This is a genomic window from Elusimicrobiota bacterium, assembly GCA_016218575.1.
Classification (GTDB): Bacteria; Elusimicrobiota; Elusimicrobia; order UBA1565; family UBA9628; genus JACRDN01.
Genome location: JACRDN010000004.1, coordinates 1 through 13,255 on the forward strand (window position 1 = coordinate 1; position 13,255 = coordinate 13,255).

The following is a 13,255-nucleotide window of genomic DNA, read 5'->3' on the forward strand; positions in this document are numbered from 1 at the left end:
AGGTTTGGCACCTCGATGTCGGCTCATCGCATCCTCCCGCTGGAGCAGGTGGGAAGGGTTGGGCTGTTCGCCCATTAAAGCGGTACGTGAGCTGGGTTCAGTACGTCGTGAGACAGTACGGTCTCTATCTACCATGCGCGTAAGGAAACTTGAGGGGGGCTGTCCCTAGTACGAGAGGACCGGGATGGACGAACCTCCTGTATACCAGTTGTCCTGCCAAGGGCATAGCTGGGTAGCGGAGTTCGGACGAGATAAACGCTGAAAGCATCTAAGCGTGAAGCTTTCTCCAAGATAAGGTTTCCCTTCCCCGCAAGGGGACTAAAGGACCCCGGAAGACTACCGGGTTGATAGGCTGCGAGTGTAAGTCTCGTGAGGGATTCAGCTAAGCAGTACTAATCGTCCGTGAGGCTTGGCCGTATTCTTCGATCGTATGCGACGTTAATTGTTCTCTAAAAAGTGCTATAATATGTCTGGAGAGTTGGTGGCGCGTTTGCGTAACCGCATGGGACTCAGAACCAAATATTGGGTTCCCAGAGAAACTCCCGCCTCGAATTTTCTTGAGAGGTTGATGAGATCGGTGATATTTCCGGCAGGGACACACCCGTTCCCATTCCGAACACGGAAGTTAAGCCTGCCAGGGCCGATGGTACTAACGCCCAACTCGGCGTTGGGAGAGTAGGTCGTTGCCGGTCTCATCAACCTCTCAAAGATTGAAAGGAAGAAGTGGCATGAAACTGACAAAGAACGACAAAATTGAGGGCGCCAAGGCGCTTGCTGAAAACTTGAAGAAGGCCCCGCATCTCTTTTTCGCGGAGTATCAGGGCCTTAAGTTCGTGGAACTCGATGAGCTGCGCGGCAAGCTCCGGCCTTTGCGCTGTCGCTTCGCCGTGGTCAAGAACTCTTTGGTCCGCTACGCCCTGAAGAGCGCGGGCATTGACGGCGCGGACGCGAAGCTTTTCACGGGACCGGTGGGCATGGTGGTCTCCGAGTCCGAGGATCCCGTGGCCGCGGCCAAGGTCTTGGCGGCGTTCTCGAAGCAATTTCCTTTTCTTAAAATCAAGGCCGGCTTGGTCAGCCAGAAATGGATGACCCCGGGCGAGTGCCAGACTCTCTCGACCTTGGGCAGCAAGCCGGAGCTTTTGGCCAAGCTCGCCGGCACTTTGTACTCCGCCGTTTCCCAATCCGCCGGAGTCCTTCAGGCCCCGATTCGCGATTTTGTGCTGGTCCTAAAAGCCTTAGAGGACAAAAAGAAAGGCGTGGCGGCCGCCTAAGACCGCCGATAGTCCCGGAAGGGATAAACCCCGCTGCGCGGGGGCTATCATACAGGAGAGGACATGTCGACTGCAACGAAGTTGGGCAAGGAAGAGATCGTCGAGGCGATTTCCAATCTTAGCGTGCTCGAGCTTTCCGAGCTCGTGAAGGCCGTTGAGGATAAGTTCGGCGTGAAGGCCGCCGCCGTGGGAGCCGTCATGGCCGCCCCGGCCGCCGGCGCTCCCGCCGCTGGAGCCGCCGTCGCCGAAGAGAAGACCGATTTCTCCGTGGTGCTGATCAATGCCGGCGGGAATAAAATCGCCGTCATCAAGACCGTGCGCGAGCTGACCGGCCTGGGCTTGAAGGAAGCCAAAGACCTGGTCGAGGCCGCCCCCAAGGCCGTCAAGGAGGGCCTGCCTAAGGCTCAAGCCGAGGAAATGAAGAAGAAACTCTCTGAATCCGGCGCCACCGTTGAATTGAAGTAATGCCGCAGCGTTTCCAGTCATTGCTTCCATATCCCCCCGTCACCACGATCCTCCTCCCCGCGAGGGGAGGAGGATGTCGTCTGTAGAGATATTCCAGGGAATAAGGGGCTGAAATGAAACAGATAAAGTTCGGAAAAATTCCACAGGCGATGGCTTTGCCGGATCTCCTCGAGATGCAGAAAAATTCCTTTAGGGATTTTATGCAGCTTGAGGGCGTCCCCGAGGAGCGCAAGCTCATGGGGCTGCAGGCGGCCTTCCTGGACGTTTTTCCGATCGAGTCTGCCGATGGAAGCATGGTGCTGGATTTCGTCCGTTACGAGTTCGGGTCGGCGCGCTTCTCCGGCCCAGAGGAAGCGCAGGCCCATGACTCGAGCTTCTCGCGGCCGCTCAAGGCCATACTGAGGCTCTCCTCCCGCCAGCCCTCCGGCAAGCTCAAGCAGATAGTGGAGCAGGAGGTCGTGCTCTGCGAGGTGCCGATCATGACGGAGACGGCCTCTTTTGTCATCAACGGGGCCGAGCGCGTCGTGGTAAGCCAGCTTCACCGCTCTCCCGGCATCATTTTCGAGGAGGACGACGAGAAGAAGATCTCTTCGTTGGGCAAAAAACTTTTCTTCGCCAAGGTCATCCCCTACCGCGGCGCCTGGATCGAGTTCGAGTTCGACCTCAACAACATCCTCTACGTCCGCATCGACCGCAAGAAGAAGTTCGAGGTCACGACCTTCCTGCGCGCCTGCGGGATCGAGTCGGACGCGGACATCCTCAAGATTTTCTACCCCTACGAGCAGGTCCAGGTTTCCCCCGAGACCATGGTGGGGCTGCTCCACCGGATATCGGTGGAGGACGTGGTGGACCAGAGCACCGGCGAGGTTCTCCTCGAGGCCGGCAAAAAGGTGACCCACGAGGCCATCAAGAGGATGCTCGACAAGCAAGTTTCCTCGATCAAGCTCTTGACCGGCGATCCCGAGAAGGACGATCCAACCATCCTCGAGACCCTGCGCAAGGACAAGATCAAGAGCGTCAAGGAAGCCCAGCAGGACATCTACAAGAAGCTGCGCGGCCAGGAGTTCATCGTCCCCGGCCAGGCCGAGGCCTATCTCGACAACCTGATCTTCAAGAACCTGCGCAAGTACGATTTGAGCAAGGTGGGGCGGCACAAGGTGGCCATGAAGCTTCACTACTACCTGTGGAGGCTGGCCGCGCGCCGCGACGTGATGGCCCGCCCGGATAACCGGCGTCACAAGCATTTCGCCCTGCCTGCCTTTTCACGCCGCACCCTTTGCCTTGAGGACATCATCGCCACCGTCCAATACCTCATTTCCTTGAACTGCGGCGTGACCTACTTGAACGAGGGCCAGACCCGCACCACGCCCATGCCGATCCGCGGAGAGGCTTTCGAGGGGCTGGGGGAGTTCAAGAGCGGGTATTTGGAGTATGCCAAGCGCGTCAGCGGCGAGGCCGTGGACAAGCTTCCCGTCATAGACCTGCACGAGAAGGACAGCGACGACGACAACGATGCGACCAGGCAGGGCTTGAAAAAGGACCGATTCTCTTTCGTGGACGTGAGCTCCGCCGTCCAGGATTGGAGGCGGGCGGTTTCCAGCTTCCTGGACAAGAATTTCCCCATCAAACTCGACGATATAGACCACCTCGGCAACCGTCGAGTGCGCGGCGTGGGAGAGCTCCTCGAGAACCAGATCCGCGTGGGCCTGGCCCAGATGTCCCGGGTGATCCGGGACCGCATGAGCGTTCAGGACAAATCCCTGCTCACGCCCAGGAACCTCCTCAATACCGCCCCCCTGGTCGGTATTTTGAGGAAGTTCTTCGGGACCTCCCAGCTCTCGCAATTCATGGACCAGATCAATCCTCTCTCCGAGATCACGCACAAGCGCCGTCTCTCGGCCCTGGGGCCCGGCGGACTCAATCGCAAGCGCGCGGGCTTCGAAGTTCGCGATGTCCATTACACCCATTACGGCCGCATCTGTCCTATCGAGACGCCGGAAGGTCCGAACATCGGCCTTATCACGTCCCTGGCTAGCTACGCCCGCATCAACGAGTTCGGGTTGATCGAGTCCCCTTATCGGAAGGTGGTCAAGGGGCGGCTCACCGGAGACATGGAGTATCTGGGCGCCGACGCGGAGTCGGACAAGATCGTGGCCCAGGCCAACACGCCCTTGGACAAGGACCGCATTGCGGCGGACCTGGCCGCCTCTCGCTCGCGCGGCGACTTTCCCTTGGCCGAGCCCAACAAGGTGGACTACATGGACATATCGCCCATGCAGGTCGTTTCCGTCTCCGCGGCCTTGGTCCCTTTCCTGGAGCATGACGACGCCAACCGTGCCCTCATGGGATCGAACATGCAGCGCCAGGGAGTTCCTCTCCTTATTACGGAGGCACCCTTGGTGGCGACGGGCATGGAGGATGCGGTGGCCCGCGACTCCGGGGCCTGTATCGTGGCCAAGCGCGCCGGCCGGGTGATCTACGCGGCCGGAGATCTCATCGCGGTCTGCGCCGACGCCAAGGAAGATCAGATCGATCTCTACGAGCTCAGGAAATACCGCCGCTCCAACCAAGACACCTGCGTCAGCCAAGCTCCCATGGTCGCGACCGGCGACCACGTGAAGACTGGCCAGGTCCTGGCCGATGGTCCCGCCACCTCCGGCGGGCAGCTGGCCTTGGGGCGAAACCTTCTGGTCGGCTTCATGCCTTGGGAGGGTTACAACTTCGAGGACGCCATTCTGGTCTCCGAGAGGCTGGTCAAGGAGGACGTCTTCACCTCCATCCACATCTCCGAGTTCGAGGTGGAGGCGCGCGACACCAAACTCGGCGCCGAGGAAATCACCCGCGACATCCCTAACGTCGGTGTGGAGACTTTGGAGTCCTTGGACGAATCGGGGATCGTGATCCCCTCGACCTACGTGCGCCAGGGGGACATTTTGGTCGGGAAGGTTACCCCCAAGGGCGAGCAGCAGCTCACTCCCGAGGAGCGGCTCCTCAAGGTCATATTCGGCAAGAAGGCGGAGGACGTCCAAGACGCATCCCTGCGGGTCCCTCCCGGCATCTCCGGCAAGGTGATCGGCGTGCGCATGTTCGTGCGCCGCGAGAAGCTGGGCAAGCCCGAGGAGCGCAAGCGCATTGACGCCATCAGCGACAAGCTGGAGGCGGATCTCACCGCCCTGCGGCAGCACCGTAAGGAGTCCCTGGCGGCCTTGGAGAGCCTGAACGCCGCCAAGCGCGAGGCAGAGCAAGAGCGCCTGCAGATGTTCTACAAGCTCATGGAGAAGAAGCTCCGCGAGGATGCGGCCCGGCAGAAGGAGAACGTCAAGCAGGGCGACGACCTCCCAGTCACGGTGAACAAGGTGGTCAAGGTCTACGTGGCCTCGCGCCGGAAGGTCCAGGTCGGCGACAAGCTCGCCGGACGCCATGGAAACAAGGGCGTGGTGGCCAAGGTCCTCCCGGAGGAGGACATGCCCTTTCTGCCGGACGGCACTCCACTAGACGTGGTCCTCTCCCCCCTGGGCGTGCCCTCGCGCATGAACGTGGGGCAGCTTCTAGAGACTATGCTCGGCTGGGCCGCCCATACCTTGGACACCCAAATGATCAACCCGGTCTTCGACAGCGCCACCGAGGTCGAGATCAAGCAGAAGGTCGCGGAGGCTAAGAAGGTCCTGCGCGAGAAGGGCCTGCCGGAGAAGTACCTTCCCACCGACGACTGCCGCATCACTTTGTTCGACGGCCGCACGGGGGAGCCATTCCAAGAGAAGGTCTCGATCGGCTACATGTACATTCTCAAGCTCATCCACCTCGTCGAGGACAAGATCCATGCCCGCTCCACGGGCCCTTACAGCCTCATCACCCGCCAGCCTCTCGGCGGCAAGGCCCAGTTTGGAGGCCAGCGCTTCGGAGAAATGGAGGTCTGGGCCATCGAGGGCTACGGGGCCGCCTATGCCCTGCAGGAATTCCTGACGGTCAAGTCCGACGACGTCACCGGCCGTACCAAGATGTACGAGGCCATTATTAAAGGGGAGACGCCGGCCCAGCCCGGCGTGCCGGAGTCTTTCAAGGTTCTCGTCAAGGAACTCCAAGCCTTGGGATTGAACGTCGAGCTCTTGAAGCTCAACGGGAAGAAAGAGACGAGCAAAGAAACGGCGAGGAAAGCATAATGGCATACATAGCGACCGCAGAGAAAAAGCTGTCGTTGGGGGCCAAGAAAAAGAAGAAGCCGGAGCACCTCGACTTCTTCGATTTCGACGCCATCCGCCTGTCCGTGGCCAGCCCCGAGCAGATCGTCTCCTGGTCCTACGGAGAAGTCAAGAAGCCGGAGACCATCAATTACCGCACCTTGAAGCCGGAGCGGGACGGCCTTTTCTGCGAGCGGATATTCGGCCCGGTCCGCGACTACGAGTGCGCCTGCGGCAAGTACCGCTGGATCAAGTTCAAGGGAATCGTCTGCGACCGCTGCGGCGTCGAGGTTACCGAGGCCAAGGTCCGCCGCGAGCGCATGGGCAACATCGAGCTGGCCGTGCCGGTGGCCCATGTCTGGTTCTTGAAAAAAACCCCCTCCCGCATCGGGATCGTGCTCGACATGAAGACCTCCGATCTTGAGAGGATCATCTACTACGCGATGTACGTCGTGCTGGAGGATATTTACGACTCCTCGGGCAGGCTTGTCTACAAGGCCAAGGACCTCCTCTCCGAGGAGGAAGTGCGCAAGGCCAAGTCGGAGTTCCGCTCCAAGCTCAAGGTGGACATCGGCGCCGGTGCCGTGCGCGCGCTTCTTTCCAAGGTGAAGCCCAAGGAAGAGGCGGCCGCCATCCTGGAAAGCATCGCCACGGTGACCTCCGAGGCGGAGCGCTCCCGCCTCATTCGCCGCCTGCGCATCCTTCAGGGATTCATCGACTCGGGCAACGAGCCCCAGTGGATGATCATGACCATCTTGCCGGTGATTCCGCCGGAGCTTAGACCCCTGGTTCCTCTCGAGGGAGGTCGCTTCGCTACCTCCGACTTGAACGATCTTTACCGCCGCATCATCAACCGCAACAACCGCTTGAAGCACATCGAGGCCCTGAGGGCTCCCGAGGTCATGGTCTTCAACGAGAAAAGGCTTCTCCAGGAGGCGGTCGATGCCCTCTTCGAGAACGGAGCCCGCGGCCGGGTCGTGGTGGGTGCCGGCAACAGGCCGCTCAAATCCCTCTCCGACATCTTGAAGGGAAAGCAGGGCCGCTTCCGCCAAAATCTTCTCGGAAAGCGCGTGGATTATTCCGGCCGCTCCGTCATCGTCGTCGGCCCGAACCTCAAGCTCAACCAATGCGGGCTTCCCAAGGAGATGGCCCTCGAGCTTTTCCGACCCTTCATCATCCGCGAGCTCATGAAGACGGAGAGCCTTACCTTGAAGGCGGCTAAGCGCATGTTCGACAAGGTGCGCCCGGAGATATGGGACATCCTGGAATACGTCACCAAGAACCACCCCGTGATGCTCAACCGCGCTCCGACCTTGCACCGCCTGGGCATCCAGGCCTTCGAGCCCGTGCTTATCGAGGGAAAGTCCATCCAGCTCCATCCCCTGACCTGCGCGGCCTTCAACGCCGACTTCGATGGAGACCAGATGGCCGTCCACGTGCCTCTCTCCCAGGAGGCCCAGCTCGAGGCCCGCGTGCTCATGATGGCCTCCAACAACATCCTGTCCCCCGCGTCCGGCCGCCCCATCGCCGTGCCCTCGCACGACATGGTCTTGGGCCTGCATTACCTCACCAAGGAGAAGGCCGGCGAGAAGGGCGAGGGCATGATATTCTCCGACCGCACAGAGGTGGCCGCCGCTTACGTTAACAAGAAGGCGGACCTCCACGCCCGCATCAAGCTGCGCGGAGTCAACAATGTCTCCGAGGCGGAGGGGCGCGGAAAATCCGCCCAGCCGCTCAAGCCGAGCGCTTGGAGCGACTACACCACGGTGGGGCGCTCGCTTTTCAACGAAATAGTTCCCTCCGAGTTGGGCTATATAAACGCTCAGCAAGGGAAGAAAGAACTTTCCCAGCTTGTCGAGCGCTGCTACAAGACCCTGGGGCACTACCGCACGGTGCTGCTGCTAGACGACTTGAAGCGCCTGGGCTACCGCTTCGCCACGGCTGCCGGGCTCTCCATCTCCATCTCGGACATGCATATCCCGCAGATCAAGAAGGAAATCATCACCCAGGCCCGCAAGAAGGTGAAGGAGATCGAGCTTCAGGCCAAGAACGGCGTCATCACCGAGTCCGAGCGCTACAACAAGATCATCGACATCTGGACCCATGTCACCGACAAGATATCCGACGTCATGTTCGATGACATGAAGAAGGAGGAGTTCGACAAGTTCTCCCAGAACAAGCCGCGCTTTAACTCGGTCTTCCTCATGGCCGACTCCGGCGCCCGCGGCAGCCGCCAACAGGTCAGGCAGCTGGCGGGAATGCGCGGCCTCATGGCCAAGCCCCAGAAAAAGCTGACCGGAGGCGTTGGAGAGATCATCGAGCAGCCGATCGTTTCCAACTTCCGCGAGGGCCTCACGGTTCTCGAGTACTTCATTTCGACTCACGGAGGAAGAAAAGGCCTGGCGGATACCGCCCTTAAAACAGCTGACGCAGGATACCTGACTCGGAGACTGGTGGACGTGGCCCACGATCTGGTCGTGACCGAGGAGGACTGCGGCACCATCAACGGCGTGCGCCTGGGAGATCTCTCCGCCGGCGACGAGATCATCGAGCCCCTCGACGAGCGGCTTCGCGGCCGCGTCGTGCTCGAGGACGTGGTCGCCACGGGCCTGGACGCCAAGGGCAAGAGCGTCGATAAGGTTTTGTGCGAATCCAGCGAGCTTGTCACCGCCGAGATCTCCGCGCAGATCAAGGAAGCCGATCTCGAAGTGGTCCGGGCCCGCTCGGTCCTCACCTGCGAGGCCCGCACCGGCGTCTGCGCCAAGTGTTACGGCATGAACAACGCCACCGCCCGCATGGTGGAGATGGGAGAGGCCGTGGGCATCATCGCCGCGCAGTCCATCGGCGAGCCAGGCACCCAGCTCACTTTGCGCACCTTCCACATCGGAGGAACCGCCTCTCGCGTGGCCAAGCGCTCCCAAGTCGTGGCCGGCAGGGAAGGAACCGCCGAGTTCAAGAACGTGCGCACCTTGAAGAACCGCGAGGGACAGATCGTGGTGGTGTCCCGCGCCGGAACCCTTTCCATAAAGGACAAGGAGAGCGGGGCGCACGAGGAGCTGAGGTTGGTTTACGGAGCCCGCCTCAAGGTTTCCGACGGGGCCCGGGTCGCCGCCGGCGAGCTCCTGGCCGAGTGGGATCCCTACACCATGCCCATTATCGCCGAGCACGAGGGATCGGTTCGGCTCGTGGACGTGCGCGAGGGCGTCACCCTCCACGAGGAGCGCAACAAGATCACCGGCATCATCGAGCGCAAGATCATCGAGCAGGAGACCCGGCGCGCGGACAAGGAGAGCGGCTCCAAGAGGCTCAACCCCCGCGTCATCATCGAAAAGGGCGGCAAGGACGTGGCCAATTACCCCTTGCCCACCGACACCACCCTCGTGGTGGAGGCCGGCCAGGACGTGCATCCCGGAGATGTCCTCGCCAAGATCCCGCAGGAGATCACCAAGTCCAAGGACATCACCGGGGGTCTCCCCCGAGTTTCCGAGCTTTTCGAGGCTCGCCGTCCCAAGAGCTCCGCCATCATCGCGGAGATAGAGGGCGTGGTCTCCCTGGGCGTGGGCCCCAAGGGCCTGGTCCAGGTCTCGGTGCGCAATGAGGAGACGGACCTCGTGCGCGAGTATCTCATTCCCCAGGGCAAGCATCTCGTGGTCTACGAAGGCGATCGCGTGGGCGTGGGCGAGGCCATCACCGACGGCGTCATCAACCCGCACGACATCCTGCGCGTCAAGGGCATCAAGGAAGTCCAGGAATTTCTGGTCAACGCGATCCAGGAGGTTTACCGCCTCCAGGGCGTGGCCATTTCCGACCGGCACATCGAGTGCATCGTGCGCCAGATGCTCCAGAACGTCAAGATCTCCAACTCGGGAGACACCTCCTTCTTGAAAGGCGAGATTGTCAATCGCTTCTTCTTCGGGGACTCCAACCGCGAGATTCGAGAGAAGGGAGGCAAGGAGGCCCAGGCCGAGCCGGTGCTCTTGGGGATCACCAAGGCTTCCTTGGCTTCCAGCTCCTTTGTGTCCGCCGCCAGCTTCCAGGAGACGACCCGCGTCCTCACCGAGGCTGCGACCACGTCGAAGATAGATTATTTGAAAGGCCTCAAGGAGAACGTCATCATCGGCCACATGATTCCGGCCGGCACCGGGCTTCTGGCCCGCGCGAGGATAGAGGCCATGATGGCCCAAGCCGCAGGAGAGAAATAATGCCTACGATCAATCAGCTTATACGCCACGGAAGGAGCAAGGCCAGAAGCCGGCCCAAGGCTCCGGCCCTCATGGGCTGCCCGCAGAGGCGGGGTGTCTGCACCCAGGTCAAGACCACCACGCCCAAAAAGCCGAACTCGGCCCTGCGCAAGATCGCGCGCATCAAGCTCACCAACGGCATCGAGGTGACGGGCTACATTCCCGGAGTGGGCCATAACCTGCAGGAGCACTCCATCGTTTTGATCCGCGGAGGCCGCGTGAAAGACCTCCCCGGCGTGCGCTACCACATCATCCGCGGCGTCCTCGACGCCGCGGGGGTGGAGGGGCGTCGTCAAGGGCGTTCACTCTATGGCGCGAAGCGCCCTAAAGAAGCCGCCGCTAAAGCTTAAGGTTTTTGCATAGGAGATAACGTATGCCCAGAAAAGGCCTAAGACCGAGAGACCGCCGGGGGCTTGCTCCCGCCGACCACAAATACCATTCCGTCCTGGTTTCGCGCTTCATTAACAAGCTCAACTATCAAGGCAAGAAGAGCACGGTGGAAGGGGTGATGTACGACGCCATGGGCATCGTCGCGGACAAGACCAAGCAGGACGCGCTCGTCGTGTTCACCCAAGCCATCGAGAACGTCCGGCCCTTGCTCGAGGTCAAGGCCCGCCGCGTGGGCGGAGCCACCTACCAAGTTCCAGTAGAAGTTCAGCAGAATCGCTCCACCACGATCGCCATGCGCTGGATCATCGACGCGGCCCGTCAGAAGAGCGGCAAGCCCATGGCCAGCCGCTTAGCCGAGGAGATTCTGTCCGCCAACAAAAAGGAAGGCATCGCTTTCAAGAAACGGGAGGACACCCACAAGATGGCAGAGGCCAACAGGGCCTTCGCTCATTACCGCTGGTAAGTTATGCCGAGACAATTTCCGCTGGACAAGATCAGGAACATCGGGATCATCGCCCACATCGATGCGGGCAAGACGACCACCACGGAGCGCATCCTTTACTATACCGGGCGTATCCACAAGATCGGAGAGGTCCACGACGGGGCCACCACGACCGACTGGATGCCCCAGGAGCGCGAGAGGGGAATCACCATCACCGCCGCCGCGACCTACTGCAAGTGGCGCGACTGCCAGATCAATATCATCGACACCCCGGGGCACGTGGACTTCACGGCCGAGGTGGAGCGCTCCTTGCGGGTGCTAGACGGGGCGGTAGTCTGCTTCGACGGGGTGCAGGGGGTCGAACCCCAGTCCGAGACGGTCTGGCGCCAGGCCGACAAGTACCACGTTCCGCGCATCGCCTACATCAACAAGATGGACCGTCTGGGCGCCGATTTCTATATGTCCTACAACTCGATCATCAAGATGCTGGGGGCCAATGCCTGCCCCATCCAGCTTCCAATCGGGGCGGAGAGCCATTTCGCGGGTTTGGTGGATCTTATCGAGATGAAGGCCCTGGTTTGGCGGGGCGAGGAGCTCGGAGCCAAGTGGGACGTGGTCGAGATTCCCGAGGACATGCGCGAGCAAACCAAGGAATACCGCGAAAAAATGGTAGAGAAGATCGTGGAGTTCGACGACGCCGCCATGGAGCGCTACTTGAACGGCGATCACGACTTCAAGCCGGAGGAATTGCGCAAGATCCTGCGCCGCGGCGTCCTGCAGTCCAAGATTTTCCCCGTGCTGTGCGGCTCATCCTACAAGAACAAGGGAGTCCAGCCCATGCTGGATGCGGTCTGCGATTTCCTCCCTTCGCCGCTGGACCTGCCTCCGGTCAAGGGTTCCGACCCCTTCAACGGGGAGGCCCTGGAGCGCAAGGCGGACGACAAAGAGCCTTTTTCCGCCCTCATGTTCAAGATACAGTCCGACCCTTTCGTGGGGAAGCTGGCGTTCTTTCGGGTTTACTCCGGAACCATCAAGGCGGGCGATACGATTTTCTTTCCCAGCAAGCGCAATTCCGAACGCATCGGCCGCATCCTGCGCATGCACGCCAACCAGCGCGAGGAGATAAAGGAGATATTCGCCGGGGACATCGCGGCCACCGTGGCCCTCAAGAACTCCCAGGTAGGCGTGACCATGTCGATCGAGGACAAGCCGATCGTCCTTGAGCAGATCACCTTCCCGGAGCCGGTGATTTCGGTCGCCATCGAGCCTAAGTCCAAGGCGGACGAGGAGAAAATGGCCATGGCCATGGGGCGGCTGGCCGAGGAAGACCAGACTTTCCGCATCAAAACCGACACCGAGACCGGCCAAACCGTCATCTCGGGAATGGGCGAGCTTCACCTCGAGATTATCGTGGACCGTATGAAGCGCGAATTCAATGTCCAGGCCAACGTCGGCAACCCCCAGGTTGCCTACAAGGAGACGGTGCGCAAGAAGGTCACCGAGGAGGGCAAGTTCATACGGCAGTCGGGAGGACGCGGCCAGTACGGCCATTGCATCCTCCAGATCGAGCCCCAGCCCATCGGCGTGGGATTCGAATTCGTCAACGAGATTCGGCAGGGCCGCATCCCCAAGGAGTTCATCCCCGCCGTCGAAAAGGGCGTGAGGGAAGCCCTGGATGGCGGCGCCCTGGCGGGGTATCCCATCGTGGACATCAAGGTGAGCCTGCTCGATGGTTCCTTCCATGAAGTGGACTCCTCCGAAATGGCCTTCAAGATCTGCGCGGCCATGGCCCTGCGCTCGGGCTGCAAGAAGGCCAGCCCCACGATTCTCGAGCCCATCATGAAGTTCGAGGTGGTGACTCCCGAGCAGTACATGGGAGACATTATCGGCGACTTGAACAGCCGCCGGGCCAAGATCCAGGACATGGGCGACCGCGGGCATTTGAAGTTCGTCAAATCCACCGTGCCCCTGGCCGAGATGTTCGGCTACGCCACGGTGGTGCGCTCGATTTCCCAGGGCCGCGCCTCTTTCACCATGGAGCCGAGCCACTACGAGGAAGTGCCGGGCAACGTCCACAAGGTTATCGTCGAGAAGAACGCCGCTTCCATGGCGGAGCAGAGGTGATATATGGCAAAAGCTAAGTTTGAAAGGAAGAAGCCGCACGTCAACATAGGTACGATCGGCCACGTGGACCACGGCAAGACGACGTTGACGGCGGCGATCACCCACTTTTTGTCGAAGAAGGGCTTGGCGCAGGCCAAGAAGTAC

At 60.8% G+C, this 13,255-nt stretch carries 8 protein-coding genes and 2 rRNA genes; all 10 read left to right on the forward strand.

The window, feature by feature from the left end; genetic code table 11:
• Positions 1-419: ribosomal RNA gene (locus tag HY921_00450) — 23S ribosomal RNA — on the forward strand; the annotation flags it as partial.
• 154 nt (positions 420-573) lie between these two features.
• Positions 574-692: ribosomal RNA gene (rrf, locus tag HY921_00455) — 5S ribosomal RNA — on the forward strand.
• Between the two features lie 36 nt (positions 693-728).
• Positions 729-1,271 (forward strand): 50S ribosomal protein L10, encoded by a 543-nt coding sequence (locus tag HY921_00460; protein ID MBI5629338.1) that lies wholly within the window; start codon positions 729-731, stop codon positions 1,269-1,271.
• Positions 1,272-1,334: 63 nt separating this feature from the next.
• Complete coding sequence (gene rplL, locus HY921_00465) at positions 1,335-1,736, forward strand: 50S ribosomal protein L7/L12 (GenBank protein MBI5629339.1); 402 nt, start codon at positions 1,335-1,337, stop codon at positions 1,734-1,736.
• A gap of 113 nt (positions 1,737-1,849) precedes the next feature.
• Positions 1,850-5,896: a DNA-directed RNA polymerase subunit beta gene (gene rpoB, locus HY921_00470; protein MBI5629340.1), complete on the forward strand. Its 4,047-nt coding sequence runs from the start codon at positions 1,850-1,852 to the stop codon at positions 5,894-5,896.
• Positions 5,896-10,116 carry a DNA-directed RNA polymerase subunit beta' gene (rpoC, locus tag HY921_00475; protein MBI5629341.1) on the forward strand — a complete coding sequence of 1,407 codons (4,221 nt, stop codon included), beginning with the start codon at positions 5,896-5,898 and terminating at the stop codon, positions 10,114-10,116. Before rpoB ends, rpoC begins: the two co-directional genes overlap by 1 nt.
• Complete coding sequence (locus HY921_00480; protein MBI5629342.1) at positions 10,116-10,505, forward strand: 30S ribosomal protein S12; 390 nt, start codon at positions 10,116-10,118, stop codon at positions 10,503-10,505. The genes rpoC and HY921_00480 overlap by 1 nt, the downstream gene beginning before the upstream one ends.
• Positions 10,506-10,528: 23 nt before the next feature.
• Positions 10,529-11,008 carry a 30S ribosomal protein S7 gene (rpsG, locus tag HY921_00485; protein MBI5629343.1) on the forward strand — a complete coding sequence of 160 codons (480 nt, stop codon included), beginning with the start codon at positions 10,529-10,531 and terminating at the stop codon, positions 11,006-11,008.
• Positions 11,009-11,011: 3 nt separating this feature from the next.
• Positions 11,012-13,111, forward strand: a complete 2,100-nt coding sequence (gene fusA / locus HY921_00490) for an elongation factor G (protein ID MBI5629344.1) — start codon at positions 11,012-11,014, stop codon at positions 13,109-13,111.
• Between the two features lie 3 nt (positions 13,112-13,114).
• A partial coding sequence (gene tuf / locus HY921_00495) for an elongation factor Tu (protein ID MBI5629345.1) occupies positions 13,115-13,255 on the forward strand: 141 nt, incomplete at its 3' end.

What these genes read in the sequence shown, in the direction of transcription:
- HY921_00460 (MBI5629338.1), top strand. Translation starts at nt 729, where the DNA reads ATGAAACTGACAAAGAACGACAAAATTGAGGGCGCCAAGGCGCTTGCT.
- rplL (MBI5629339.1), top strand. Translation starts at nt 1,335, where the DNA reads ATGTCGACTGCAACGAAGTTGGGCAAGGAAGAGATCGTCGAGGCGATT.
- rpoB (MBI5629340.1), top strand. Translation starts at nt 1,850, where the DNA reads ATGAAACAGATAAAGTTCGGAAAAATTCCACAGGCGATGGCTTTGCCG.
- rpoC (MBI5629341.1), top strand. Translation starts at nt 5,896, where the DNA reads ATGGCATACATAGCGACCGCAGAGAAAAAGCTGTCGTTGGGGGCCAAG.
- HY921_00480 (MBI5629342.1), top strand. Translation starts at nt 10,116, where the DNA reads ATGCCTACGATCAATCAGCTTATACGCCACGGAAGGAGCAAGGCCAGA.
- rpsG (MBI5629343.1), top strand. Translation starts at nt 10,529, where the DNA reads ATGCCCAGAAAAGGCCTAAGACCGAGAGACCGCCGGGGGCTTGCTCCC.
- fusA (MBI5629344.1), top strand. Translation starts at nt 11,012, where the DNA reads ATGCCGAGACAATTTCCGCTGGACAAGATCAGGAACATCGGGATCATC.